Origin of the sequence: Pseudidiomarina terrestris (genome assembly GCF_030466405.1) — a bacterium.
GTDB lineage: Bacteria > Pseudomonadota > Gammaproteobacteria > Enterobacterales > Alteromonadaceae > Pseudidiomarina > Pseudidiomarina terrestris.
In genome coordinates this window covers 44,148-68,358 of sequence record NZ_JAGGJF010000005.1, presented here as the reverse complement: position 1 = coordinate 68,358, position 24,211 = coordinate 44,148, and the positions used below count along the sequence as shown (strand labels likewise).

Here is a 24,211-nt window from a genome sequence, read left to right as displayed (position 1 = left end):
TCAACGCTTGGCCCAGCGCCTTAACAGGTTGTTGTAGCTTTTACTTAAGCGGTCAAACTGTACCGACTTACCGTGGGTTTGGAATTCATGTTGTAATGCCTGAAAGAGGTCAAAACAAATCTCCCGTTCCTGCACGTCCGGCAACATACTCTCTATCCAACCGACCATAGCATGACGGGTACCTGAAGTAACGGCATTCACCCGATGTAAAAAATGACTTGGGTAAAGTAATAATTCGCCCTCATCAAGCCGCCAGGAGCGCTCGCCTGAGCTATCTTCAATCACCAGTTCGCCGCCCTCATAGTCAGCCAGAGGCGTCAGACCCAGCGTAAAGGAAATGTCGGTGCGAATGGGCCTGGCGCTGTCACCGCTGCGTTTCATCATTAACGCATCGTCCATATGAGTGCCATAACTCTGCCCCGGCTGATAGCGATTAATCATGGTATTGACGAACTCCGCGGGTCGAGCCGCCTGTTGCAATACTTCATGTTTTTGCAGCCGCCCCAAAACAAAGTCAATGAGCGGATGCGGAGCCCGTAACTGTTGATTTTGCTTGACTTCTTTTGCCGCCCAGCCCGCACTCTCGCGACCGTCGGCAAAGGTTTCAGCAGCAAGCTTGTCACGAATAACCGATAAGGTTGCTGTGTCTATTAGGTTTTGAATATGTAAGATCATGATCAGCGCTATTGAGAATGAATCTCATTTGTGGAATTATGGGCAGTATAACGAATCTAGGCCGACCTACGCAATGAAGAAGGTATGAGTATGAACGAAAAGCGCAAAGTCTGGCTTGCTGTTGGAGCCGCCCTGGTGGGCAGCTCCACGTTGCAGGCTGACGAATTAAAAGTTACCGCACATGAGCATCATAGCATGAGCATCATCGCGCCGTTTGAAGGCGGTGGTGAAGGCGAAGGTGAAGGCTCAGGTGCGGTGGATTTACGTATCAACGACAGTGCTTATCTGGCACAACTTGGCTTGATCCGTGGTCATCTGTACGTAGGCAAAAAACTCTATGACCAGGGCCACCTGGCCATGGCAAAAACGCATATGAAGCATCCTGAAGATGAGCTGTATACCGCTCTTGTTCCTGCATTTCAGGCGCGTAATGTGGCCGGTTTCGAAGCTGAACTGACCGCGTTAGCGAATGCCGTTAATGACGAGCAAGGCGATGCCGCTGTCAATAACGCCTACGATGGCCTGGTGGCCGCCATTACCGCAGCTGAACAGATCCCGCAGAAGTCCGTGAAAAGTGTCTTGATGAGTTTAAGTACCATGCTGTTAACCGCCGCTGCAGAGTATGATATCGGCGTCAAACAAGGCACTGTCGTAAACGTACATGAGTTTCAGGATGCCTATGGCTTTACCCAAATGGCCAAGGCACGTATCAACGAGCTTACGGCTACCCAGCGGGCCGGCAATACTGCGGCAATTGAAGAAGTAAACAAGATTTTAGCCAAACTGCCTGAGTTATGGCCAACGATCACGCCTACCGGTGAAGTCGAAGGCGATTCAGGACCTTTGTATGGTGCTGCGGCACGGATTGAACTGGCGACCTTAAATTAATAAGGCCGCCAACCGGCGAGGCTTAGGCCTCGTCGTTCCATGTATCCCGTAAACCAACGGTCTGGTTAAAAACCAGCTGTTTTGCAGAACTGTCCTGATTATCTGCACAGAAGTAACCAATTCGTTCAAACTGGAACGGCTGCTCAGCTTTAGCAGTCGCCATCCCCGGCTCCACATACCCCTGTTTGACCACCAGGCTGTCTGGATTCAAGGTACTGAAGAAATCTTCCTCAGCGGCTGGATTTGGCACCTGGAATAAACGGTCATAGAGACGAAACTCAGCAGGTTTTGCATGCTCTGCCGCCACCCAGTGGATAACGCCTTTCACTTTACGACCATCTGCTGGATCCTTGCCTAAGGTGTCCGGATCGTAGGTGCAGAAGATGGTAGTGATGTTACCGTCTGCATCTTTTTCAACCCGCTCTGCTTTGACAACATAGGCGTTGCGTAAGCGCACTTCTTTATCGAGCACCAGGCGTTTGTATTTTTTGTTCGCAGACTCACGGAAATCTTCACGTTCGATATAAATCTCACGAGCAAAGGGTAATTCACGCGTACCCATGCTGTCATCGTTCGGATGATTCGGTGCCTGGAGTTGTTCTACCTCACCTTCCGGGTAGTTTTCAATCACCAGCCGGACCGGATCAATGACCGCCATCGCCCGCGGTGCGCCATGGTTGAGTTCATCACGGATACAGGCTTCGAGCATGCTCATTTCCACCTGATTATCCATTTTCGTCACGCCAATACGGTGGCAGAACTCGCGCACTGAGCTGGGCGTGTAACCGCGGCGGCGCATACCAGCAATGGTCGGCATACGTGGATCATCCCAACCACTGACTTTACCTTCTTCAACCAGTAAATGCAGTTTGCGTTTGCTCATCACAGTGTACTGAAGATTCAGTCGCGAAAATTCGATCTGCTGAGGGTGGCAGTCAATACTGATATTATCCAGAACCCAGTCGTAAAGACGACGGTTGTCCTGGAATTCAAGGGTGCAAAGTGAGTGGGTAATGCCTTCTAACGCATCTGAAATACAGTGCGTAAAGTCGTACATCGGGTACACACACCACTTATCACCCGTCTGATGATGGTGGGCAAAGCGGACCCGATAAATAACAGGATCCCGCAACACCATAAAGGGTGAGCTCATGTCGATTTTGGCGCGCAGAGCGGCAGTGCCCTCTTCGTATTTACCGGCCGTCATATCTGCGAAATGCTTCAGATTTTCTTCAACTGAGGTATCGCGATAAGGGCTGTTCACGCCAGGCTCTTTCAGGGTACCGCGCATCTCGCGCATCGCTTCCTGAGTGGAGAAATCCACATAAGCCAGGCCTTTTTCAATCAGCTCAACGGCAAAGCCATGTAACTGATCAAAATAATTTGATGAATAACGTGGCTTACCTTCCCAGTCGTAACCTAACCAACGCACATCCTCCTGGATAGAATTTACGAAATCCACTTTCTCTTTAAGCGGATTGGTATCGTCAAAACGTAGGTTACAGGTACCCTGATAGTCTTCGGCAATACCAAAGTTCAAGACGATGGATTTGGCGTGGCCAATGTGCAAAAAGCCATTGGGTTCAGGCGGGAACCGCGTGTGAACCTGGCTGTGCTTACCACTGGCCAGATCTTTATCGATGATCTGACGAATAAAGTTACTACGAGGCGCGTCGGCTGCCATGGAATTTACTTCTCCAAACATCAAAAAATGAGCGCTATGATCGCAGTTTATGATGCAGCTGGCAAGGCTTGCACGCTGCCGCGGCAAAGCATTTAGCGCATCACGTTAAAAAATCGCCAAACTTGCCTGAGTTCACGTTGCGCTTCGGCAAGTTCCAACCAGCGGAACTGGAATTTTCGACCGGCCGGTAACTGCGCCAGAATGCTTCTGGCGGTCCAGCTTAACACTCCGATTTTCGGATAGCCGCCCAAGGTCTGATGATCATTCATCATCACAATCGGCTGCCCGTCAGCGGGCACCTGCACGCTGCCCATAGGCAATGGTTCGGAGATCATACTGGCAGGAACCTGCGGCAACGGTTGTTGCCCTTGCAGGCGCACCCCCATGCGGTCCTGCTTGTTTGTGACCTGATAGGTTTGTCCAACCAGCAACTCCCGGGCCGCAGAGCTAAATTGCTGGATTTGCCCGGCTGGGATCAGGTCAAGCACTGGACGACTGGGAATGGCCGTCACCACAGAGCTGCTGGGCCGTCGGCTTTCCAGCGTTTTCGCAAGCCCCGCCTCAGCCGCCAGCACATCACCTTTTGCCAGCGGCTTGCCCTGCTGCTGTAACCCGCCGAGGCCATCGCGCACTACAGTCGCCACACTCCCCAGCACTGGCTCAGCACGGAAGCCGCCACTTACCGCCAGATAACTGCGCAGACCGGAATCATTGTGACCAACACTCAGTGTATCCCCCGCTTGCGCCTGATACACACGCCAGCTTTTAATGGAATTCCCGTTCAGGCTAAGCGGAAATTCAGCACCCGTGACCACAAACAGTGTCGCATGACGAAATTTCGCTTTGAACTGACCCAGAGTAATTTCGATCTGCGCGGCATTATAAGAGTTACCTAATAAGCGGTTGGCCCACAAAAATGCGCGCTCATCCATGGGTCCTCCCTCAGTGACACCCTGCGCCTGATGGCCAAACCGACCGAAGTCCTGTAGCGTCGCCAATAAACCAGGTTGGGTAATTTCCAGTACCTCAGTCATACTGCTGCTCCGCATCGGCGCATAAACGCTCATAGTCTTGCCGGGTGATAGCCTTAAAGCGGACGGTATCTCCTGCTTGCAGCTCGGGCCAGGCTGCCGCACGGCCTATCAGTTGCCAACCACCTGGTGAGGTACGCGGGTAAATCGCAGTTTGCTGTTCGGCAATAGCCACGCTGCCACGCGGCACCTTCTGTCGGGGAGTCGCATGGCGCGGCAGCCGCAGCCGCTCATCAACATCGCCAAGGTAAGCAAAGCCCGGCGCAAAACCAAGTGTATAGACGTGGTAGGTGGGCGCTGTATGCAAGCGCACAACGTCGTCGACCGAACCCTTCAGATGCTCTGCTACGGTCTCTAAATCAGCAGCAAGCTCAGGGTCGTAGCACACCTCGATAACATGATGCTGAGCATCCAGCTGCGTTGTTTCATCGGTTTTCATGAGCTCGTCAATCACCGGCTTCAACGCCCGCTTGACCTGCGCTTCATTGCACTCCAGCACATCGTAATAGAGCAGCAAACTACGGTAACTTGGCACCACTTCTCTGAGCCAGTCAGGCTGCTGCTGGCGCAAACGCGTGGCAAGTTGATGCACCTTCGCGTTGATCTGTAGATCGATGTGCGGGGCAAACTGAATCATCAGCGCATCCACAGCAGCGGTTTGAAATTGCCAGTTCATCGTCATAGGTTTTCGCGGATAGCTTTTACTGCGGCTAAAGCTTGCGGATTATCGCCGTGTACGCATAGCGTATCCGCCGCTAACCACAGTTCAGTGCCGTCATGAGATTGAATGGATTGGCCGGTGGCAAACGCCAGTGCCTGGCTGACAATCGACTCATGATCAAGCAACACTGCGCCTTCAAAATTACGCGCCCGCAACTCACCGTTAGCCTCATAACGCCGATCAGCGAAGGCTTCAAATAACAGCGGAACTTCGTATTTGGCAGCAATATCTGTTTCCGTCTCACGATGGATTTTCGCCAGCGTCATGAGCGCCAATGGCTCAGCACGTCCGCGATTGAACGCCTGCAGCGTGCACACCACAGCTTCGAATAACTTGCTGTCCACCTGCATGGCATTATAAAGCGCGCCATGAGGTTTCACGTAACTTAGCGGAACCTGCTCCGCACGACAGATAGCGTCGAGTGAGCCCAGCTGATACAACAGCATGGCCTGCAGCTCATCGTCACTGAAACTCATCGCACGACGACCGAAACCATGTCTGTCCGGGTAGCTCGGATGCGCGCCAATCAACACCTGATGTTGCTTCGCCAGCCGCACGGTATTTTGCATAATGGCGTAGTCGCCCGCATGAAAACCACAGGCAATATTGGCCCGATCAATGAAAGGCATTACCGCGGCGTCATCACCCATGCGCCAGACGCCGTAGCCTTCACCTAAATCACAATTGAGATCCATACTCAGGGTTCTTTTTTCTCGTCGCCAGGTTCACTTTGCTTATGCGCAGCAAACCGGGCATAGCTATAAACAAATAAATACAGTCCAAGGCCTACGGCGGTGATCATCAGCGGTGGCAATAGCAGGCCGCCCTGTTGATGGGCTGCATACACAGCAGCAGCACCCGTTAGCCCCAAAGTGATCAGCGAAGCAGCAATAAAAGTAAGAGGTTCGAGCCATTTCTGCAACTGCTGCAGGCCGATCAAGTTAACCAATGCCCCCAGAATCAAGCCCCACGCAAGGGGCACGCCGAGCTTATACCAGCTAAGCTGATAATCAACCACAGCAGCCCAAAGCTGTTCGGCGCTCGCATTATAAAACATCAGACCGACTAAGCCAGCCAATATAATTAACCGTTTGGTGAGCGACATGCCTGCTTCCTAAACTACCAACATCGACAAAATTGCCAGAATTGCAGCAACCACAGGAACCCATAAAATGGGCGATTGATACCAGCGCAGTGGTGGATTGTCCTTGCGTTTTTGTGCCTCAGCTGTGCGTTGCTCCGGCGAAGCTTTCTGCCCCAGCAAAAAGTAGACGCCTAAAACAATCAAAAACAATCCGAACCAGCGCCAGCTAGCAGTATTGCCACCTGCCGGAGCCAGAACTGCAGACAATAAACCAGCGACAATCACCGCCAGCGAACCAATACGTTTAGCGATAGTACTATTCATCTTTTTTTTGTTGTCCTTGTTTTTTGGCAGCATGCCATTTGAAGGTAAAGCCGATCCACCCTGCTACTCCCAATAACGCACCAAGGATGATCGTGACGAGATTCTGTTCCCAGATACCGCTTAAGAACAGCGCGATACCCACCACAACAATAATAATGCCATAAATCATAATGACTCCTTGTTCTTACCTTCACCTTAACTAATCTTAGCTTAATAAGGAAGTCAGCAGATCGTCGCATATCGACCGACTCAACTTCTAATGGCATACTGCAGGAAAGAGCAGCGATGGAGTACTCCCATGACGCGAACAAAAAATGATGCTGAGGCGCAACCGACGCCCTGCGAATCCGAACACTTACGCAATGAAGCAAGTGTTGTCCCGGCTTTACCCCGCCAACTGACACCCAAGATGCGGGTTTTCCGGAGTCTGCCCCAACGCAACTTACGCATGATTGGTCCCTGGTGTTTTGTTGATCACTTTGGTCCCGTACCCGTGGCGGATTATCAGCAGTTTGACGTCGCGCCGCACCCGCACATTGGCTTGCAGACAATCACCTGGTTAATTTCCGGCCAGTTACTGCATCAGGACAGTCTGGGCTATGAGCAACCACTCATTGCCAAAGAGCTCAATCTTATGACCGCAGGGCGCGGCATCTCGCACGCTGAAGTGGCGGCGCCTCATGTCAGCGACCCACTTCATGGCCTGCAACTGTGGGCGGCGTTGCCGGAAAGTAACGAGCAGACCACGCCACGTTTTGACCACTACAAAGAGCTACCACAGTTTGCGATTGGCGATGCGCAGGCGACACTTATAGTGGGTGATTATGAGAATGGCGACCGCCGCTACCACTCCCCCGCACTACAGTTTCATCCGTTACTGGCCCTGCAACTGCAAACGCCGCGCGTTGCTGTTAGCCAGTTGCATCTGGAGAAGCAGTTCGAGTATGGGCTCTATGTGGTGTCGGGGCGTCTGGACTGTTTGGGCAAAACCATTCAATCTCATCAGCTACTCTTTCTTGGCAGCGGTCGCGACCGCCTCACCGTTGAGCTGGCCGCTGATACCTTGCTGCTCGTGCTCGGCGGCGAACCTTTTGCCAATCCAGTACATATCTGGTGGAATTTTGTCAGCAGTCAGCCCGAGCGGATTGAACGCGCACAACAGGAGTGGAATGTCGGCCATGAGCGCTTTGGGCAAGTCGCCAATTATCGTGGCGAGCGCCTGTTGGCACCTGAACTTACCGCAAAAATAAAAGAATAGGACAGCCCATGGGACTCTTACGTAGCCTAAGTGATTTTACCAAGCGACTTGGCCTTTGGTTTCTGGCAGCAGCTATTACGCTGACTGTACTTTTCATCGCGGTACTGATTTACAAGTTATCGGTGTTCGAACCCGAGCCACCCTCGGCGTCAAATTGCCAGCCATTGCAAGTGCAGACCACGACCGATAGCGAGGCACAGCTGTTTCTTTATCAGTGCCAGCGCGGCAATGATCTAGGCTGGGAAGGCTACGAGGTCTGGGTTCACAAGCTGGTCACTGATGAGTGGCAGCGCATCGCCACATCGCCTCTGGCTGCGGGTTGTATCGAGCTGGCCATTGATGAACGGCAACTGACCATCAGACACCGTAATTCGCGCGGGGATTTGAGTATTGCTGCAACGTCCTTTGTTTACGAACGAAGAGGTGGCGGCGCCAACACACTCAGCATTGCCACTGAGCGTGTCGACAAGTGCCTGTTAAGCGATCAGGAAGAGCTACCGGATTAGCCCAGCTTCATGACCATTTTCAGCGGCAGTCGCTTCATTAAAAAGCCAATCACTGCCCATGGCCAGGTCGGTACAAAGGATTGCACCGGCTCTTTCTCGATAGCTTTTACCAACAGCCGGCAGCCGGTGGCGTTGTCGATCATAAACGGCGTGTTCTTAACTTTTTCATTGATCTCAGAGCGAATGTAGCCCGGCAGGATACAGCTGGTTTTAATCGGCGAACGCGACTTAATGAGGTCCGCTCGAATGCCTTCAGTAAGTGCCAGCAGACCGGCTTTGGTCGCCGCATACACAGTCATGGCCCGGGGCATACCGCGTAAGGCACTAATGGAGCTGATGGTGACCAGATGACCACTGTTTTGCTCACGAAAGATCTCCAGCGCGGCTTCGCACTGCGCCAGCGCGGCAACGAAATTGGTTTGTGCTGTCTGCACGTTGGCATAGAAGTAACCGGTGCCTAACGAGGCTCCCTTACCCATACCGGCATTCACAATGACCCGATCGAGCTCCCCGAACTCTGCTTTAAACTCTTTGAAGACCCTAAATACAGCATCATGGTCATTAACATCCAAAGCCTTCACGCTGACTTTACAGGCCGGGTAAGCTTTGGTCAGTTCATCCTGCAGTTGCTCAAGACGTTCTGTGCGGCGGGCGCACAGCGCCAGATTGCGACCCTGCTTGGCAAACTCACGTGCCATTCCCTCACCTAACCCAGAGCTCGCTCCAGTAATTAAAATAGTCTTACGTTCGACGTGACTCATGCTTTCCTCTGTTGTTTGATCAGCCGGCGACAACGCCAGTGAAGGTAGTGCACTAAAAACCAAAAATGTTTAAACGCGGGATTGCGCGTTTGTTTGTGGTGATAACGATAATAAATTTGCTGAGCAATCACGCTTAGGCGGAACAGCCCAAAAACTTCATAGAAGGTGAAATCTGCAACATCCACGTCCATGCGATTACAGTAATACTCGATCACCTCGCGGCGGGTGAGCATACCTTGCAGATGGGTTGGTTGCCGGCGGGTTGAGCGTGCGATCCTGTCATCATCGGCCTGAATCCAATAGGCGAGACTGTTCCCCAGATCCATTAATGGGTTACCCAGGGTCGCCAGCTCCCAGTCCAGCACACCGATAATACGGGTGGGCTCCGAGCTGTCGAGAACCAGATTATCAAAGCGAAAATCATTATGGGTCATGCACAGGCGTTCTTGGGCCGGGCGGTTTTGCTCCAGCCACTGCATAATTTTAGTGCTTTTGGGCACGTTCCAGGTCTTCGCCTGACGGTAGCGCTTATTCCAACCCAAAACCTGGCGCTCCGTATAGCCTTCACCTTTGGCCAGCTCATCAAGACCATGCTCATAGATATCAATACTATGCAGTTCAATCAGCGCATCGAGAGCATTTTTACAGAGTTGTCGGGTCTGGTCTTCACTCAGCTCAAGTTCACGCGGAAGATTCTTGCGTGGGATAATTCCGGCCACGCGCTCCATAAGGTAAAACTCGGCACCAATAATGCTTTCATCATCGGTGAAATGGAGCATTTTCGGAACATAAGGATAGACCGGCTGCAGTGCCTTCTGAATGCGGTATTCGCGCCCCATGTCGTGGGCGGAAGCAGCTTTCGTGCCCGCCGGTGGACGCCTTAAAATCCAGTCGGCGTTGGCGAACTGCAGACGATAGGTCCAGTTCGACGCACCACCGGCAAACTGAGTCACCTTTAAGTCGCCCTCAAGCTGAGGAAATTGCTCGCGCAGGTAGTCCGCCAATTTAGTGACCGGTAATTCCTCGCCCGCTCGTACATCGCCGCCCCGGTCTTCAAACCGCTGGTCTGTCATACTAGCGCTCCCGGTACTTGTTCAGTTCGACTTTGGCGATGGTGGCGCGATGCACAGCATCAGGGCCGTCGGCGATACGCAGCGCCCGCGCGACGGCAAACAGCTGGGTCAGTGGCGTATCGTGGCTCATGCCAGCACCACCGTAGAGTTGAATGGCTTCATCGACGACCTGCTGCAGAACATTGGGCGCAGCAACTTTTATTGCAGAAATCTCCGCAAGCGCCTTCATTGCACCCACCTCATCAATTTTCCAGGCGGCAAAAAAGGTCAGCAGACGCGCCTGATCAATGGCAATGCGCATGTCTGCAACCCGCTCCATATTGCCACCGAGCTGCAACAATGGACGACCAAAGGCAATGCGCTCCTGCCCGCGCAGCATAAACAGCTGTAAGGCTTTTTCAGCTGCACCGAGAGCTCGCATGCAATGGTGAATGCGACCGGGCCCTAAGCGACCCTGAGCAATTTTAAAGCCCTCACCTAAGCCGGCAATTAAATTTTCTTTTGGCACCCGGACGTTATCAAAGCGTACCTCACCATGCCCGTAGGGTGCATCGTACTCACCAAACGCGGGTAACATACGTTCAATGGTCACACCTTCAGTGGTTAACGGCACGATGACCATGGAGTGGCGTTGATGTTTCGCTGCATCTGCATCAGTAAGGCCCATAACAATCGCGAACTGCGCTTCTGGATGACCTAAGCCGGTCGACCACCATTTGCGGCCATTAATCACGACATCGTCACCATCAGCAACAATAGAGGTTTGCATATTGGTTGCATCTGAAGAAGCGACATCAGGTTCGGTCATACAAAACACCGATCGGATTTCACCGGCCAGTAACGGCTGCAGCCATTGCTCTTGCTGTGCCTTACTGCCAAAGTGGTAGAGCACTTCCATGTTACCGGTATCTGGCGCATTGCAGTTAAAAATCTCCGGAGCTAACAGGCTATGTCCCATGACTTCAGCTAAAGGCGCATATTCCAGCGTACTGAGCCCGGCGCCAAGCTCAGGATCCGGCAAAAATAAATTCCATAAGCCCTGCTCGCGCGCTTTTTCTTTGAGATCGGCAACCATAGGTGGCACCTGCCACTCACGCCAGTTGCCATCGGCATTCACACGTCGAATCTCTTTATGATAATCCGCTTCAATCGGTTCGATATGCTCTTTGATAAATTTAATCAGACGCTTGCGATAATCGAGCGTTTTCTCACTAGGGCTAAAATCCATGTTTTTAAGGCCTTTTCAAACAGTCGTTTAAATGATTGTAGAGAGCATTGCTTATCCGATCAATAAGGAACGTTGAGCAAGCACAGGAATATGTGCAACCATGTAATCAATAAACACTCTGACGGCAGGCAGTAACCCGCGCCGATGTGGATAAACCAGATGCATGATTCCCACCGGCAGGTGCCAGTTCGGCAATACGCGTTGTAACTGACCACTGGCCACGGCATCGGCGCACAAGTAATTGGGTAGCGCCACCAGGCCTTCCCCCTGCACCGCCGCTTCCCGCAACACCAGCATATCATCTGTGACCAAGCGAGGGTTGAAGCTCAACGTCAGCTGCTCACCATCTTCGGCGCTGAGCTGATAAGTATAGCGGCCACTGGTGTAGTGCAAAGACAAATGTGGAAAGTGTAATAAGTCCAAAGGGTGCTTCGGCACCCCATGTTCCGCAAGCAATGCCGGCGCGCCGTAGAGCGTACCCGGTGAATCCGCCAAGGGCCGCGCGATAAGACTGGAATCTTCGATACTGGCGCGCACTCGCAAGGCCACATCCACTCCTTCGTCTACCAGATTGATGGGCCGATTGGTCACCGTAAGTTCCACATTAATTTCGGGGTAAGCTTTCATAAAAGGCGGTAATAACTCAGTCAACAGACTTTGGCTCAAGGCATAAGGGGCACTGACATGAACTTTTCCGCGCGGCGCTGCCAGCATGAGCTGGGTGACCTGCTGCGCGGCTTCGGCGGCGCTGACCAGCGTTTCGCAATGAATCAGAAAAGCCTGCCCAATGTCAGTCAGCTTGAGTCCTTTGCGGGTCCGATGCACCAGCCGGATGCCCTGCTCCTCCTCCAGTTCTGTCAGGCGGCGGCTTACGGTAGATTTCGGCATATTCAGTTCGCGGGCACCCGCACTAATACTGCCGGCGGCGACGACTCGGGCAAAGATAAAGTAATTGGTCAGATCCGGTAATGACATGGGTGCCCCTCAAGAGACCAGGTAAGGATAAATAACGTTCCATTATTGGAACGTAAGTTTCCAGTATAGCCGTCTACCACCATTTTTGGAACTTGTTACACTGCCCTCAAGTTATCACATCGCGTACAAATTTGGAGCTAGATATGAATATTTTGCATTTGGATTCGGGTTTATTTCTTGAGCAATCCGTTAGCCGTAAACTAAGCCAGCAGATCGTCTCCCGTATTACCGCTGAGCAGGATCAAGTGGTCTACCGGGATCTGGTCACCGATGCCATTCCGCATCTGGATGCGGAAACCTTATTAGCAGAGCAGCAGCCATTAACGCAAACCCTGCTCGATGAGTTGTTTGCTGCAGATGTCATTGTTATCGGCGCACCCATGTACAATTTTACTATTCCGACTCAGTTAAAAGCCTGGTTGGATCGGGTGCTGAAAGCGGGCGTCACTTTCAATTACACAGAAAAAGGTCCAGTCGGTCTGTTGCAAGGCAAGAAAGTTTACATTGCCTCGGGTCGTGGCGGCATCTATAGCACGGGTGACGCCGCCGCAATGGATCATCAGGAAAGTTATCTGCGCCAGGCGCTAGGCTTTATCGGTATTACCGATGTTCAGGTGATTCGCGCTGAAGGTGTAAATATGGGGGATGAACCCCGCCAGCAAGCATTACAAGCTGCTGACGAGGCCATCGCGGCGCTGGCCTGAGGCTAGCAGCTCCGCGTGTTACTCTACGCGGGTCGTATAATTGGCCGGCACCCAACGGTAACCATTGCCTTCCGCTTTCATACGCCCTATGCCGGGGAACGAAATATGTGCCCCGGCAATCCAGTGACCTTCTTCGGCAACTGTTTTGAAGAGTGCTAAGCGCTGCGCGCGGGCTTGCTCGGGGTTACTGTCATAGGCAATGGTGACTTCGGGATAAGGGAACTGAACCGCGGCAACATGCAGGGTGTCCCCCCAAATCACCATGGTCTCACCGTTACTTTCGACACGATAAACGCTGTGCCCCGGCGTATGCCCGGGAGTTGGATTTACCACAATGCCCTCATGCAGTTGCTGGCCATCGGTGAAGGTCACAAAAGCATCGTCCGCCTGATAGGGCGCAAAACGGCGCATAGCATTTGCAAAGCTGCCCTTGCGGCCCTCCGCTGCTTTGGCCATTTCTTCTTCACTTAACCAGTAATTGGCATCCCGCTCATGCACGTAGACAGTCGCGTTCGGAAAGGCGCGTTGGTCGCCGTCCAGCAGGCCACCAATGTGGTCGCCATGCATATGCGTAATGTAGATCACGTCAATATCACTAGTGCTGTAGCCTGCCGCCTGAAGATGGTCATCCAGCTGCCCGAGACTGTCACGCACGCCATTACCTATGCCGGTATCGACCAGAATTTGCTGGTCGCCCGTATCGATCAAAAAGCCATTTATCGAACCTTCCACCGGCGAGCTTAAATACTCCTTCGCCAGCGCCGCCTGGATCTTATCTTCATCCCAGTGCAGCAAACGGTGCGCCGCCATATCGCTGGTGCCATCATTGAGCGCGGTAACCAAAAACTCACCGACATTCATATGGTAATAACCGGGAGCCTGACTGACGCTATGATCATCTGCTGCGGTAACATTGGCCATGAGCGCACAACTTGCCACAGCAAGCAGCTTAGTGCCTTTATTGATGTATCCCATATCTTTAGTTTCCTTATTGCAAAAACTTGTGAATAGCTCTTTAGCTTCTGTTAGTTATGACAAACGCCGCTAAATAGTTCATTCAGACACTCAATAACCCGCCGGCGACTATGGCGCAGGGACTTGTGCCTGCTGCGGGAGTTGCTCGTAACGAAGTGCTACCCGAGTACGCATCTGTTGCGCAAACGTCTCGCTGGTTAACTGAGCCAGCAGTTCGAAATAGAGCTGCGTTGCGTCCGCGTAAGGATCGTCAGCGAGCGCCTGAACATACATGTACCAGAGGAAAAATAACCCATGAGGGTAAGTTGCCTGGATCTGCGCATCGATATCGGCCGCCCATAACAAACCACAGGCATAATGAACTTCAAAGCTGTCCTGACTGGTATTGCACTTCGCTTGAGCACCCTGCAGACGGTGATTCAGATAACTACTATTGGTACGAATCGAGCGTAGATAACTGAGCGCCATAAACTCCGCAGCACCTTCGTGGATCCAGGCCTGCTCATTACTAAATTGTCCGGCCTGGTAGAGGTGGGCAAACTCGTGCGCAATAAACCAGAGCGTGTCCTCCACAAAATAAGGCGCGGTCACACGCTCCGCCATGCTATGCCCGTACCAGTGCAGCAACATCTGATTCCCGACCACGCCGCCCTGATAGCCAAAACGACCATCGGTCGTTGGACTAAAGGATGCCAGTAACATGGGCCGCTCACTCAAAGGTGGCATGCGCTGGTTAAAGTAAGCCGTAAGCGGTGGCACATCTTGCCTTAGCCGCTGTTGTAAAGACCTGGGTAAGATGGGATCGATAATCGTCTCAAAGCCATCCTGGCGCGAGGTATCTAAAGCCTGTGGCCCGACATAAACGACTTGCCCGTCACTTGCTGACTCACGCCAGTTAAGCTCGCCATGTTCGGACTGCTCAGGCAGCCGAATATGCTCACGCAAAGGGGCTTGCATACTGAAGTTATAGGAAAAGGCCAAGGCGCTGGAACAGCTTTTCGGACAGACTTTAAAGCGCCCGGTAAACCAGGAAACGCCACCATCGCTAAAGGTCGAAAACGGCGCGTAATCCTTGCGCAGAGCAATATAGGTGGGGTCGAGCTGGAAGGCTACACTATTAAAGCCTGCACCATCGGTACGGGCGACATATTCATCGCCAGACTCACTGTCGACTGCCAGATAGTATCCGGACTCAAGGGGATCCCAACGCTGCAACCGCGAGCTGTCCGGATTACGCACAAAGTAGACACGCTCGACAACCTCCTCGAAGTGATAGGCAACGAACCATTCATCCTGCTCAGTTTTACTGACTGCGACGTCAACTACTGCGACTGAATTTGCTTTCATCCACGCCGCAACCAGCCAAATCGCCACGGCGCAGCCCAACAGTATGAGGAGAACAACTTTTTTATGCATAGGTGATAACTCAGCAAAGTGTGCAACTTAATCATAGGTCGAACACAGGGCTCTGCCCAGCATAAAAATGTTAATTCTTAATTGAGACAATTACTGATTCGGAAATTTTTGCTCGCACGGAATACCATTATCATTATCGTCGAGCTGAGTCTCAGGGCAGTTACTTAGAAAAAACAGGGCTTCATCGGCAGAGCGCATCTCACTGCAATACTTCCGGCCGTCACAGCGAAACTGTGGGTCACGTTTAAAGACTGCGCCTTGCACGCCCTGCACGATTTCTTTCACAAAGCCGCGATCTTCGCCGCTTTCAGCCGCCTTTCGGTTGAGATGATAATTCCAGGCCACCAGCGCCAGAATGGCGACCAAAATCAACTTTTTCATGTTTATTTCTCCACCGAACAGCTTGCTGTTGTGGCACCGTTGTCGTTTTATTCAAGTTGATTTCTAGACTAGCTTATTCTAACAAACAGCGAAACTATTTAAAAAGGTAGGTTTTTATGTCTTATTTTTGTTAATCCTGCTACGAGTGACTACAAAAATACTCACTAAGATCACACTACTGGCAATCACAAAACGCTGCTCCAAAGGTTCGCCCACAAAAATGATACCGCCAATGGCAGCGATAATTGGCACACTTAGCTGCCCGACCGCAGCACTCGTTACCTGCAGTTGCGGCAGCACCTTAAACCAAATGGCATAGCCCACCGCAGACGTCAGTGCACCTGACATCAATGCCAGCATTACAGCTTCGTAGGCGGGTTGCACTTGCCAGTTCACCCAGAAAAGTAGTGGCAATGCCAGCATCGACGCGCGGCGAAAATGTATCAGCGTATCCGCCAGCGGCGTACGGGAGCCGCGACCGATGGTACTATAAGCGCCCCACGCGGCACCGGCGAGTAACATCATCATTAAGGCTGTCAGCGATACCGGCTGCGACCATTGCGGCCAGACCAGATAACAAAAACCGATAAGAGCTGTGGCAATGCCAAGAATCTGCAACAGCGAGAAGCGCTCGCCACGGACCGCAGAAATCAACAGCATGCTAAATTGCACAGCACTAAATAAAACCAGTGCACCTATGCCTGTCGCCAGTTCGACGTACGCGTAAGCAAAAGCTGCGGCGTAACAGACCAGCCACAGCGCGCCCCACCATGATACTGGGTGCTGTTGCCCAGCTCTTGTCTGAGCAGGTTGCTGGCGGCGCTGACTTAACCACAGAATAACAGCCAGTGTCAGAGCTCCACTGACCAGGCGCAACAGGGTAAAAGTGGCAGGATCAAGTTGGTATTCAGCTAACGCCCAGCGGCAAAGTACAGAGTTACCAGCAAAAGCAATCAGAGCGAGTACCGTCAACACGAACTTTTCGAAGAGATGCACGGCGTCATTCCAGTCATTAAAAAAGGCATTGCCGAATACGACAATGCCTTTTTAGAGTGCTTAACATGGTGGTGTCGTTACCGACTTACCAACCTGTCTTTTCGCGTAATGCTTTACCGATTTCGGCTAAGCTGCGCACGGTTTTAACACCGGCGGCTTCAAGCGCGGCAAACTTCTCATCAGCAGTACCTTTACCACCAGAGATGATAGCGCCTGCGTGGCCCATACGTTTCCCTGGAGGAGCGGTAACACCAGCGATGTAAGAAACCACCGGCTTGCTGACGTGATCCTTGATGTACTCTGCAGCTTCTTCTTCTGCGGTACCGCCGATTTCGCCGATCATGACAATGGCTTCGGTTTCTGGATCTTTCTCAAACAACTCGAGAATATCGATGAAGTTTGAACCAGGGATTGGGTCGCCGCCGATACCAACACAGCTCGACTGGCCAAAACCTTCGTCAGTGGTTTGCTTCACTGCTTCGTAGGTCAAAGTCCCTGAACGTGACACGATACCCACTTTACCTTTCTTGTGGATATGGCCAGGCATGATACCAATCTTGCACTCATCAGGAGTAATAACACCCGGGCAGTTTGGACCGATCATGCGCACACCTTTGTGCGTCAGGTATTCTTTCACATACAGCATGTCCAGCGTAGGGATGCCTTCGGTGATACAAACGATCAGTTCGATGCCTGCATCAGCTGCTTCGATGATAGAATCTTTACAGAATGGTGCTGGCACGTAGATAACAGATGCTGTCGCACCCGTTGCTTCAACAGCTTCACGAACAGTGTTGAATACCGGTAGACCAAGGTGCGTTTGACCGCCTTTACCTGGAGTCACACCGCCGACCATTTGCGTACCATAATCAATGGCTTGCTCAGAGTGGAAAGTTCCCTGACCACCAGTAAAACCCTGGCAGATAACTTTGGTATTTTTATCGATCAAGATAGACATTATTGACCTCCTGCCGCAGCAACCACTTTATCAGCAGCGTCAGATAAGCTCTCTGCTGCGATAATGTTCAGGCCACTTTCTGCTAATTTCTGACGACCAAGTTCTGCGTTATTACCTTCAAGGCGCACAACAACTGGCACTTTAACGCCAACTTCTTCTACTGCACCCATGATGCCTTCTGCGATCATGTCGCAACGGACGATACCGCCGAAGATGTTCACCAGAACAGCTTTCACGGCACTGTCAGACAGGATGATTTTGAATGCTTCAGTCACACGCTCTTTGGTCGCACCGCCACCAACGTCCAGGAAGTTCGCCGGTTCACCACCAGCAAGCTTGACGATGTCCATGGTACCCATAGCTAAGCCGGCACCGTTAACCATGCAGCCGATGTTGCCATCTAGCGCGACATAGTTCAGTTCCCAGCTAGCAGCTTGAGCTTCACGTTCGTCTTCTTGTGACGGATCGTGCATTTCTTTGATTTTCGGCTGGCGATACATTGCGTTGCTATCAATGTTGATTTTGCCATCTAAGCAATGCAGATTACCTTGCTCAGTGATGACCAACGGGTTGATTTCCAGCAGCGCGAAGTCGTACTGTTCGAACATTTTCGCCAAACCTAAGAAGATTTTGGTGAACTGTTTAACCTGATCCGGATTCAAGCCTAACTTGAAGCCAAGCTCACGGCCTTGGTATGGCTGTGCACCTACGGTTGGGTCGATGATGGCTTTGAGGATTTTTTCAGGGGTTTCTTCAGCGACTTTCTCGATTTCAACGCCGCCTTCAGTTGACGCCATAAACACGATTTTACGTGTTGCACGGTCAACAACTGCGCCCAGGTAAAGTTCAGAAGCGATATCGGTCAGACTTTCAACCAAGATCTTCGATACTGGCTGACCGTTAGCGTCTGTCTGGTAAGTAACTAAGTTTTTACCTAACCAGTTGCTCGCAAACGCGTGCACGTCGTCAAGGCTGGAGACTAGTTTTACACCGCCCGCTTTACCGCGGCCACCGGCGTGTACCTGGGTTTTGACAACCCAACGATCACCGCCAATTTTCTTGGCAGCTTCAACGGCCTCATCCGCAGTGTCAACTGCGTGGCCTTCAGATACTGGCAAACCGAACTCTTTAAAGAGTTGTTTAGCCTGATACTCATGCAAATTCATGATGATCTTCCGATTCGTTTGAACAACAAAAGCAGCGTCATGCTGCTTACCCGAAAATTCGCGCGTATTTTACAGTTTTGCGCGCAAAAAAGACAGCCGCAAGCGTAAATGTAATAAGATTACAACGCTGCGGCCGTACTCAATGTTAAATGTCCAGCAACAGACGCTGCGGATCTTCTAACAATTCTTTAATGGTCACCAGGAAGCCGACGGATTCTTTACCATCAACGATGCGGTGATCGTAGGACAATGCCAGATACATCATCGGCAAAATCTCAACTTTGCCATCCACTGCCATTGGACGGTCCTGGATCTTATGCATACCCAGGATTGCGCTTTGTGGCGGGTTAAGGATTGGCGTCGATAACAGTGAACCAAAGACACCGCCGTTGGTGATGGTAAAGTTGCCACCTTGCATATCGTCCATGGTCAACTTACCGTCACGACCTTTCAACGCCAGGTCACGGATGCCATTTTCAATATCAGCAATGCTCATCTTATCGCTGTCACGCAGAACTGGGGTCACCAAGCCACGCGGTGTTGATACAGCGATGCTGATATCGAAATAGTTATGATAAACGATGTCGTCGCCATCAATGGATGCATTGACTTCAGGGAAACGTTTTAGCGCTTCAGTAACTGCTTTTACGTAGAAGCCCATGAAACCTAACCGGGTATCATGACGCTTCTCGAACTCGTCTTTGTACTTCTTGCGCAAGTCCATAATCGGCTTCATGTTGACTTCATTGAAGGTGGTCAACATTGCCGTCGCGTTCTTCGCTTCCAACAGACGCTTAGCAATAGTTTTACGCAAACGCGTCATTGGCACACGCTTCTGATCACGATCACCGGCTGCTGGCGCACTGCTTTCACTTTTCGCAGCTGCTGGAGCTTCTTTCTTGCCGCCTTCTTTGACGTGTTTCTCAACGTCTTCTTTGGTGACCCGACCGCCTTTACCAGTGCCTTTTACATCACCCGCTTTGAGGTTGTGTTCGGCTAATAAACGACGCACTGCAGGACCGGCAACTTCGCTATCGCTGTCGTCGCTGCTGTCGTCTTTATCTTGGTCGGACGTATCAGCATCGCTCTTCGAAGAGCTCGAGCTTGCTGCGCCTTCACCGCCGGCTTCAACGATGCCAATCACATCGTCGGCACCCACAGTCGCGCCTTCTTCCTGCTTAATTTCGGCCAAAACGCCATCCGCAGGAGCAACGACTTCAAGCACCACTTTGTCAGTTTCGATATCGACCAGATTCTGGTCGCGCGACACTTTATCGCCAGCTTTCACGTGCCATGCCGAAATTGTCGCATCAGCAACAGACTCTGGCAGCTGCGGGACTTTAACTTCGTGCTTTTCGCCCGAACCTGACTTGGAAGATTTCTTCTCAGACTTATCATCGCTTTTCGATGATGATTTTTCGTCTGCTTTCTTATCTTCTTTTTTGTCTTCTTTCTTATCTTTCTTATCTTTTTTGTCGCTCTCATCGTCGCCGTTGTCATCAGATTTATCGTCTGAGGAGTCAGCACCGTCGCCTTTTTCAAGCTTTCCGATAACTTCGTCAGCGCCAACGGTCGCGCCTTCATCGGCAATGATCTCGCCGAGTACGCCATCTTCAGGTGCGACAACTTCAAGCACCACTTTGTCGGTTTCAATATCGACCAGATTTTGATCGCGTGAGACTTTGTCTCCTGGCTTAACGTGCCAAGTAGCGACTGTCGCGTCAGCGACAGATTCAGGTAGTTGTGGAACTTTAATATCAATAGCCATGGTCAATTATCACCTATTTAATGGTTAGCGCGTCATCGACTAATTTCTGTTGTTGTTTGTTGTGCTCAGACAAATACCCAACGGCTGGCGCAGCAGATGCTTCGCGGCCCGCATAGGTTAAATCTGCACCTTTAGGAATTGCCGCGCGGAAGTGATGCTGGCTGCTATACCAAGCGCCCTGGTTCTGCGGCTCTTCCTGACACCAAACAAAATCTTTAACGTGTTTGTATGCTTTCAAAATCTCAGCAACTTCGTCTGCCGGGAACGGGTACAACTGCTCGATACGAATCAGAGCAACGTCTTTAGTTTCACGCTCACGACGCTCTTTAAGGAGGTCGTAGTACACTTTACCGGAGCAGAATACCACGCGTTTTACTTTCTTCGCGTCCAAAGAATCGATTTCAGCAATCGCGTTTTGGAAGACGCCATCGCTCATCTCATCTAGCTCAGATACCGCCAGCGGGTGACGCAGCAGAGATTTCGGCGTCATCACGATAAGAGGCCGGCGTACCGGACGTAGATGTTGCCGACGCAGCATATGAAACACCTGAGCTGGCGTTGTCGGCACGCACACCGACCAGTTGTGATCCGCAGACAGCTGCAGGAAGCGCTCTAAGCGCGCCGAGCTGTGCTCCGGACCCTGACCTTCGTAACCGTGTGGTAACAGCAACGTCAGACCGCATAAGCGACCCCACTTTTGCTCGCCGGAACTCAGGAACTGGTCAATGACCACCTGGGCACCGTTCACGAAGTCACCAAATTGTGCTTCCCACATCACCAACGCGTTCGGTTCGGCCGTCGCATAGCCATATTCAAACGCAACGACACCTGCTTCAGAGAGCACGGAATCATAGAGTTCAATCACCCCCTGACCGTCGCGAATATTATTCAGCGGCATGTAGGTCGATGCGTCATTTTGGTTGTGCAACACCGCATGGCGATGGAAGAAGGTTCCACGGCCACTGTCTTGTCCGGTTAAGCGAATGTGGACGCCCTGATCAACTAAGGAGGCATAGGCCAAAGTTTCGGCAAAGCCCCAATCGGCTTTCTTCTCACCTTTTGCCATTTTCATGCGTTCGTCATAGACTTTTTTGACGCGCGAATGCAACTTATGATCCTCTGGATAAGAACTCATTTTTACGCCAAGTTCTTCCAGCTGGGTTTTGCTGATTTTCGCGTCGTATTCGACGTCCCATTCATTACCGAGATATTCCGACCAGTCACTGGAGTGAGCTTTCATTTCGCGGAATTCATCGACTACGATCTCGCCGTCATCCAGCAAGTCACGATATTTATCGACTAAAGCGTCTTCGGTGTCCTCATCAACCACACCGGCTTCAACTAACTTTTTCGCATAAATGCTGCGTGCCACTGGATGCTTTTTAACTTTTGTATACATCACCGGCTGGGTTGCACTTGGCTCATCGGCTTCATTATGACCGTGACGACGATAGCAGACCAGATCGATCATCACATCACGCTTAAAGGTGTTGCGATAATCGATAGCCAATTGCGTGACAAAAACAACGGCTTCAGGATCATCTGCATTAACGTGGAAGATCGGCGCCTGAACCATCTTTGCAATGTCGGTACAGTACTGTGTCGAACGCGTATCTTCGCGCTTCGAAGTAGTGAAGCCGACCTGGTTGTTAATGACGATACGAATCGACCCGCCTACCTGAAAGGCCCGGGTCTTGGACATATTAAAGGTTTCCTGCACGATCCCTTGCCCGGCAATGGCTGAGTCACCGTGGATAGTGATCGGAAGAACTTTAGCGCCCTCTTTATCACCCAGACGGTCCATACGCGCACGCACAGAACCCATAACAACCGGGTTTACGATTTCAAGATGCGAAGGGTTGAAGGCCAGCGCTAAGTGAACATCACCACCTGGAGTAGCAAAGTCGGAAGAAAAGCCCATGTGGTACTTCACGTCACCGGAGCCTTTATTGGTGCTGTGCTTACCAGCAAACTCGTCAAACAAGTCCTGCGGTTTCTTACCAAGCACGTTCACCAGCACGTTCAAACGGCCACGGTGCGCCATACCAATAACAGCTTCCTTGGTTCCTTGCTCACCCGCACGGCTAAGCAGCGCTTTGAGCATTGGGATCAGGCTGTCGCCGCCTTCCAATGAAAAGCGTTTCGCGCCCGGGAATTTAGAACCGAGGTACTTCTCCAGACCATCGGCAGCGATCATCTCTTTCAGAATTTTCTGCTGATGTTCAGACTTAAACTCTGGCTTACCACGAACCCCTTCCAGGCGTTCCTGAATCCAGCGTTTCTCTTCCGTCGAGACAATATGCATGTACTCAGCACCAATCGAGCCGCAGTAGATTTGCTCCAGCAGCTGATGGATTTCGCCAAGTTTCATGTTTTCCTGACCGACCGCGAGTGAGCCAACATTAAACTCACTATCGTAATCGTCTTTGGAAAGTTCGTGGTGCTCTAAAGAAAGGTCAGGAACTTCTTCCTGCTTCCATAAATCAAGCGGGTCAAGATTAGCGTGCTGATGACCGCGGAAGCGATACGCATTAATCAACTGCAGCACCCGCACCTGTTTTAAATCAGGTGTACCTGATACAACAGTACCCGCTTGTTTAAGCTTATTCTTCGCCAGAGCACGGAATTGCTCGCGAATTTCACTGTGCTTGGTGTCACGGCTGCTGCCTTCACGCGGCAACTGGTCGAAAAACTCACGCCACTCATCACCAACTGCATTAGGGTCGTCGAGGTAAACTTCAAAAAGCTCCTCAACGTAAGCCATGTTACCACCAGCAAGGTGGGAGGATTCTAGCCAGGCTTGCATTACGCCATCTTGCATCGCTGTTCCTTCACACTCGTTTATAAAAAAATAGCCATCCAAGCTGGATGGCTATTTCGATACAGCTCGGCCACTACTATAGCAAAAACAACGCGATTAGACTAAATCGCGCGATTCAATAGCATGGATTTGATGTGTCCAATAGCCTTGGTCGGATTCAGACCTTTCGGGCAGACATTAACGCAATTCATGATTCCGTGGCAACGGAACACGCTGAACGCATCGTCTAACTCGTCGAGGCGCTGCTCCGTGGCAGTGTCACGACTATCGATCAAGAACCGGTAGGCGTGCAACAGACCCGCAGGGCCAACAAACTTATCTGGGTTCCACCAGAATGACGGGCACGAGGTTGAACAGCAAGCACAGAGAATACACTCGTACAGGCCATCCAATTTCGCGCGCTCTTCCGGTGATTGCAGACGCTCACGCGCAGGTGGCGTTTTGTCGTCGTTAATCAGATAAGGTTTGATTTTCTCGTACTGTTTATAGAACTGAGTCATGTCGACAATAAGGTCGCGAATGACCGGTAAACCTGGTAGTGGACGGACCACGATTTTGCTACCTTTTAAGGCAGACAAAGGAGTGATACACGCCAGACCATTCTTACCATTCATGTTCAAACCATCTGAACCGCACACGCCTTCACGGCACGAGCGACGGAATGCTAACGATGGATCCTGCTCTTTCAATTTCAACAGCAGATCCAGCACCATCATGTCCTGCCCCTCTTCGATTTCCAGGGCGTAATCCTTCATGTAGGGTGCGTTATCAACATCCGGGTTGTAACGATAAACTGAAATACTCAACTTCTTCATCGT

The 24,211-nt window shown here is 51.4% G+C and carries 25 protein-coding genes; 4 read left to right on the top strand and 21 right to left on the bottom strand.

The annotated features are described in order from the left end of the window. Window positions 1-675 carry a Fe2+-dependent dioxygenase gene (locus tag J6J34_RS10010; RefSeq protein WP_301720598.1) on the bottom strand — a complete coding sequence of 225 codons (675 nt, stop codon included), beginning with the start codon at window positions 673-675 and terminating at the stop codon, window positions 1-3. A gap of 84 nt (window positions 676-759) precedes the next feature. On the opposite strand from J6J34_RS10010, the gene J6J34_RS10005 reads away from it, so the two are divergent. After that, window positions 760-1,563, top strand: coding sequence for a hypothetical protein (locus J6J34_RS10005; RefSeq protein WP_301720599.1), 804 nt, complete (start codon window positions 760-762; stop codon window positions 1,561-1,563). Between the two features lie 22 nt (window positions 1,564-1,585). Here J6J34_RS10005 and glnS read toward each other — a convergent pair whose 3' ends face one another. The 7 genes from glnS to J6J34_RS09970 form a co-directional block, all read right to left on the bottom strand. Next, complete coding sequence (gene glnS / locus J6J34_RS10000; RefSeq protein WP_301720600.1) at window positions 1,586-3,247, bottom strand: glutamine--tRNA ligase; 1,662 nt, start codon at window positions 3,245-3,247, stop codon at window positions 1,586-1,588. Window positions 3,248-3,339: 92 nt separating this feature from the next. Next, window positions 3,340-4,281: a 5-oxoprolinase subunit C family protein gene (locus J6J34_RS09995; protein ID WP_301720601.1), complete on the bottom strand. Its 942-nt coding sequence runs from the start codon at window positions 4,279-4,281 to the stop codon at window positions 3,340-3,342. Next, window positions 4,274-4,960 (bottom strand): 5-oxoprolinase subunit PxpB, encoded by a 687-nt coding sequence (gene pxpB, locus J6J34_RS09990; RefSeq protein WP_301720602.1) that lies wholly within the window; start codon window positions 4,958-4,960, stop codon window positions 4,274-4,276. Before pxpB ends, J6J34_RS09995 begins: the two co-directional genes overlap by 8 nt. After that, complete coding sequence (locus J6J34_RS09985) at window positions 4,957-5,694, bottom strand: 5-oxoprolinase subunit PxpA (RefSeq protein ID WP_301720603.1); 738 nt, start codon at window positions 5,692-5,694, stop codon at window positions 4,957-4,959. Before J6J34_RS09985 ends, pxpB begins: the two co-directional genes overlap by 4 nt. Window positions 5,695-5,696: 2 nt before the next feature. Beyond that, window positions 5,697-6,104 (bottom strand): hypothetical protein, encoded by a 408-nt coding sequence (locus tag J6J34_RS09980; protein ID WP_301720604.1) that lies wholly within the window; start codon window positions 6,102-6,104, stop codon window positions 5,697-5,699. Between the two features lie 9 nt (window positions 6,105-6,113). Continuing rightward, complete coding sequence (locus J6J34_RS09975) at window positions 6,114-6,407, bottom strand: Asp23/Gls24 family envelope stress response protein (RefSeq protein ID WP_301720605.1); 294 nt, start codon at window positions 6,405-6,407, stop codon at window positions 6,114-6,116. Continuing rightward, window positions 6,400-6,576 carry a hypothetical protein gene (locus J6J34_RS09970; RefSeq protein WP_301720606.1) on the bottom strand — a complete coding sequence of 59 codons (177 nt, stop codon included), beginning with the start codon at window positions 6,574-6,576 and terminating at the stop codon, window positions 6,400-6,402. Before J6J34_RS09970 ends, J6J34_RS09975 begins: the two co-directional genes overlap by 8 nt. Window positions 6,577-6,705: 129 nt before the next feature. Here J6J34_RS09970 and J6J34_RS09965 point away from each other — a divergent pair, with 129 nt between their 5' ends. Both J6J34_RS09965 and J6J34_RS09960 read left to right on the top strand, forming a co-directional pair. Then, window positions 6,706-7,665 (top strand): pirin family protein, encoded by a 960-nt coding sequence (locus J6J34_RS09965; RefSeq protein WP_301898962.1) that lies wholly within the window; start codon window positions 6,706-6,708, stop codon window positions 7,663-7,665. Window positions 7,666-7,673: 8 nt separating this feature from the next. Next, a complete protein-coding gene (locus tag J6J34_RS09960; RefSeq protein WP_301720608.1) occupies window positions 7,674-8,171 on the top strand; it encodes a hypothetical protein in 498 nt (165 codons plus the stop codon). Here J6J34_RS09960 and J6J34_RS09955 read toward each other — a convergent pair. Genes J6J34_RS09955 through J6J34_RS09940 form a run of 4 tightly spaced genes read right to left on the bottom strand, consistent with a single transcriptional unit; the run spans window position 8,168 to window position 12,208 of the window. Beyond that, entirely contained in the window at window positions 8,168-8,932 is a 765-nt protein-coding gene (locus tag J6J34_RS09955) for an SDR family oxidoreductase (RefSeq protein ID WP_301720610.1), read from the bottom strand. The genes J6J34_RS09960 and J6J34_RS09955 overlap by 4 nt on opposite strands. Further along, complete coding sequence (locus tag J6J34_RS09950; RefSeq protein ID WP_301898961.1) at window positions 8,929-10,005, bottom strand: phosphotransferase family protein; 1,077 nt, start codon at window positions 10,003-10,005, stop codon at window positions 8,929-8,931. The genes J6J34_RS09955 and J6J34_RS09950 overlap by 4 nt, the downstream gene beginning before the upstream one ends. Window position 10,006: 1 nt before the next feature. Further along, window positions 10,007-11,233, bottom strand: a complete 1,227-nt coding sequence (locus tag J6J34_RS09945) for an acyl-CoA dehydrogenase family protein (RefSeq protein WP_301898960.1) — start codon at window positions 11,231-11,233, stop codon at window positions 10,007-10,009. Window positions 11,234-11,284: 51 nt separating this feature from the next. After that, window positions 11,285-12,208: a LysR family transcriptional regulator gene (locus J6J34_RS09940; protein WP_301898958.1), complete on the bottom strand. Its 924-nt coding sequence runs from the start codon at window positions 12,206-12,208 to the stop codon at window positions 11,285-11,287. 143 nt (window positions 12,209-12,351) lie between these two features. On the opposite strand from J6J34_RS09940, the gene J6J34_RS09935 reads away from it, so the two are divergent. Next, window positions 12,352-12,912: an FMN-dependent NADH-azoreductase gene (locus J6J34_RS09935; protein ID WP_301720614.1), complete on the top strand. Its 561-nt coding sequence runs from the start codon at window positions 12,352-12,354 to the stop codon at window positions 12,910-12,912. 18 nt (window positions 12,913-12,930) lie between these two features. On the opposite strand, the gene J6J34_RS09930 is transcribed toward J6J34_RS09935, so the two are convergent. From J6J34_RS09930 to J6J34_RS09890, 9 genes are all read right to left on the bottom strand, one after another. Further along, on the bottom strand, window positions 12,931-13,887 hold the full coding sequence (locus J6J34_RS09930; protein ID WP_301720615.1) for an MBL fold metallo-hydrolase: 957 nt from the start codon (window positions 13,885-13,887) through the stop codon (window positions 12,931-12,933). A 108-nt stretch (window positions 13,888-13,995) separates the two neighbouring features. Beyond that, the gene (locus J6J34_RS09925; protein ID WP_301898956.1) at window positions 13,996-15,234 is read right to left on the bottom strand and encodes a hypothetical protein; all 1,239 of its coding nucleotides are present in this window, start codon (window positions 15,232-15,234) and stop codon (window positions 13,996-13,998) included. 159 nt (window positions 15,235-15,393) lie between these two features. Further along, window positions 15,394-15,684: an excalibur calcium-binding domain-containing protein gene (locus J6J34_RS09920; protein WP_301898954.1), complete on the bottom strand. Its 291-nt coding sequence runs from the start codon at window positions 15,682-15,684 to the stop codon at window positions 15,394-15,396. 114 nt (window positions 15,685-15,798) lie between these two features. After that, on the bottom strand, window positions 15,799-16,680 hold the full coding sequence (locus tag J6J34_RS09915) for a DMT family transporter (RefSeq protein ID WP_301898952.1): 882 nt from the start codon (window positions 16,678-16,680) through the stop codon (window positions 15,799-15,801). 85 nt (window positions 16,681-16,765) lie between these two features. After that, window positions 16,766-17,638: a succinate--CoA ligase subunit alpha gene (gene sucD / locus J6J34_RS09910; RefSeq protein ID WP_301720619.1), complete on the bottom strand. Its 873-nt coding sequence runs from the start codon at window positions 17,636-17,638 to the stop codon at window positions 16,766-16,768. Further along, window positions 17,638-18,804 carry an ADP-forming succinate--CoA ligase subunit beta gene (sucC, locus tag J6J34_RS09905; protein WP_301720620.1) on the bottom strand — a complete coding sequence of 389 codons (1,167 nt, stop codon included), beginning with the start codon at window positions 18,802-18,804 and terminating at the stop codon, window positions 17,638-17,640. Before sucC ends, sucD begins: the two co-directional genes overlap by 1 nt. A gap of 145 nt (window positions 18,805-18,949) precedes the next feature. Further along, the gene (gene odhB, locus J6J34_RS09900) at window positions 18,950-20,572 is read right to left on the bottom strand and encodes a 2-oxoglutarate dehydrogenase complex dihydrolipoyllysine-residue succinyltransferase (protein ID WP_301898950.1); all 1,623 of its coding nucleotides are present in this window, start codon (window positions 20,570-20,572) and stop codon (window positions 18,950-18,952) included. Window positions 20,573-20,585: 13 nt separating this feature from the next. Beyond that, the gene (locus J6J34_RS09895; protein WP_301836111.1) at window positions 20,586-23,393 is read right to left on the bottom strand and encodes a 2-oxoglutarate dehydrogenase E1 component; all 2,808 of its coding nucleotides are present in this window, start codon (window positions 23,391-23,393) and stop codon (window positions 20,586-20,588) included. A 101-nt stretch (window positions 23,394-23,494) separates the two neighbouring features. Continuing rightward, window positions 23,495-24,208, bottom strand: a complete 714-nt coding sequence (locus J6J34_RS09890; RefSeq protein ID WP_301720624.1) for a succinate dehydrogenase iron-sulfur subunit — start codon at window positions 24,206-24,208, stop codon at window positions 23,495-23,497. Between the last annotated feature and the right edge of the window lie 3 nt (window positions 24,209-24,211).

Excerpts from the sequence above, each read along its gene's own strand:
- J6J34_RS10010 (WP_301720598.1), bottom strand. The coding sequence starts at position 675 with ATGATCTTACATATTCAAAACCTAATAGACACAGCAACCTTATCGGTT.
- J6J34_RS10005 (WP_301720599.1), top strand. The coding sequence starts at position 760 with ATGAGTATGAACGAAAAGCGCAAAGTCTGGCTTGCTGTTGGAGCCGCC.
- glnS (WP_301720600.1), bottom strand. The coding sequence starts at position 3,247 with ATGGCAGCCGACGCGCCTCGTAGTAACTTTATTCGTCAGATCATCGAT.
- J6J34_RS09995 (WP_301720601.1), bottom strand. The coding sequence starts at position 4,281 with ATGACTGAGGTACTGGAAATTACCCAACCTGGTTTATTGGCGACGCTA.
- pxpB (WP_301720602.1), bottom strand. The coding sequence starts at position 4,960 with ATGACGATGAACTGGCAATTTCAAACCGCTGCTGTGGATGCGCTGATG.
- J6J34_RS09985 (WP_301720603.1), bottom strand. The coding sequence starts at position 5,694 with ATGGATCTCAATTGTGATTTAGGTGAAGGCTACGGCGTCTGGCGCATG.
- J6J34_RS09980 (WP_301720604.1), bottom strand. The coding sequence starts at position 6,104 with ATGTCGCTCACCAAACGGTTAATTATATTGGCTGGCTTAGTCGGTCTG.
- J6J34_RS09975 (WP_301720605.1), bottom strand. The coding sequence starts at position 6,407 with ATGAATAGTACTATCGCTAAACGTATTGGTTCGCTGGCGGTGATTGTC.
- J6J34_RS09970 (WP_301720606.1), bottom strand. The coding sequence starts at position 6,576 with ATGATTTATGGCATTATTATTGTTGTGGTGGGTATCGCGCTGTTCTTA.
- J6J34_RS09965 (WP_301898962.1), top strand. The coding sequence starts at position 6,706 with ATGACGCGAACAAAAAATGATGCTGAGGCGCAACCGACGCCCTGCGAA.
- J6J34_RS09960 (WP_301720608.1), top strand. The coding sequence starts at position 7,674 with ATGGGACTCTTACGTAGCCTAAGTGATTTTACCAAGCGACTTGGCCTT.
- J6J34_RS09955 (WP_301720610.1), bottom strand. The coding sequence starts at position 8,932 with ATGAGTCACGTCGAACGTAAGACTATTTTAATTACTGGAGCGAGCTCT.
- J6J34_RS09950 (WP_301898961.1), bottom strand. The coding sequence starts at position 10,005 with ATGACAGACCAGCGGTTTGAAGACCGGGGCGGCGATGTACGAGCGGGC.
- J6J34_RS09945 (WP_301898960.1), bottom strand. The coding sequence starts at position 11,233 with ATGGATTTTAGCCCTAGTGAGAAAACGCTCGATTATCGCAAGCGTCTG.
- J6J34_RS09940 (WP_301898958.1), bottom strand. The coding sequence starts at position 12,208 with ATGTCATTACCGGATCTGACCAATTACTTTATCTTTGCCCGAGTCGTC.
- J6J34_RS09935 (WP_301720614.1), top strand. The coding sequence starts at position 12,352 with ATGAATATTTTGCATTTGGATTCGGGTTTATTTCTTGAGCAATCCGTT.
- J6J34_RS09930 (WP_301720615.1), bottom strand. The coding sequence starts at position 13,887 with ATGGGATACATCAATAAAGGCACTAAGCTGCTTGCTGTGGCAAGTTGT.
- J6J34_RS09925 (WP_301898956.1), bottom strand. The coding sequence starts at position 15,234 with ATGAAAGCAAATTCAGTCGCAGTAGTTGACGTCGCAGTCAGTAAAACT.
- J6J34_RS09920 (WP_301898954.1), bottom strand. The coding sequence starts at position 15,684 with ATGAAAAAGTTGATTTTGGTCGCCATTCTGGCGCTGGTGGCCTGGAAT.
- sucD (WP_301720619.1), bottom strand. The coding sequence starts at position 17,638 with ATGTCTATCTTGATCGATAAAAATACCAAAGTTATCTGCCAGGGTTTT.
- sucC (WP_301720620.1), bottom strand. The coding sequence starts at position 18,804 with ATGAATTTGCATGAGTATCAGGCTAAACAACTCTTTAAAGAGTTCGGT.
- odhB (WP_301898950.1), bottom strand. The coding sequence starts at position 20,572 with ATGGCTATTGATATTAAAGTTCCACAACTACCTGAATCTGTCGCTGAC.
- J6J34_RS09895 (WP_301836111.1), bottom strand. The coding sequence starts at position 23,393 with ATGCAAGATGGCGTAATGCAAGCCTGGCTAGAATCCTCCCACCTTGCT.
- J6J34_RS09890 (WP_301720624.1), bottom strand. The coding sequence starts at position 24,208 with ATGAAGAAGTTGAGTATTTCAGTTTATCGTTACAACCCGGATGTTGAT.